Source organism: Streptomyces sp. O3, assembly GCF_054788135.1.
In genome coordinates, this window is the sequence record NZ_JBTVYK010000203.1 from 1 (window position 1) to 265 (window position 265).

Sequence of the window (265 nt, forward strand, 5' to 3'; positions counted from 1 at the left end):
CACTCTCAATACTTCTTCGTCAGCAAATAACGTCGCTTGATCAGTCGGCAAAATGTTGCCGTTTTCGACGATTATGTTCATTATATTGCCTTGATGTCTTTGATAAACTCTTTCTGTGCAGTTGTTTTCTGCCAGTAGGAAAGTTCTTTCTGAGCTACTGCGGCATCTTTCTCAAGACGAGCAATCTCATCGTCAGTCATTTTGTCGACCGACATATTTATAAGCTCTGTAACATGCTCAGAAAATGCTTCATCGGCTTTAAGTT

Annotated in this window: 1 protein-coding gene; it reads right to left on the minus strand. The window is 40.4% G+C overall.

Annotated features, from left to right (window positions below):
- Window positions 1-80: 80 nt before the first annotated feature.
- Window positions 81-265 (minus strand): hypothetical protein (locus ACX6XY_RS30360; RefSeq protein WP_460337924.1); only part of this gene is annotated, 185 nt, incomplete at its 5' end.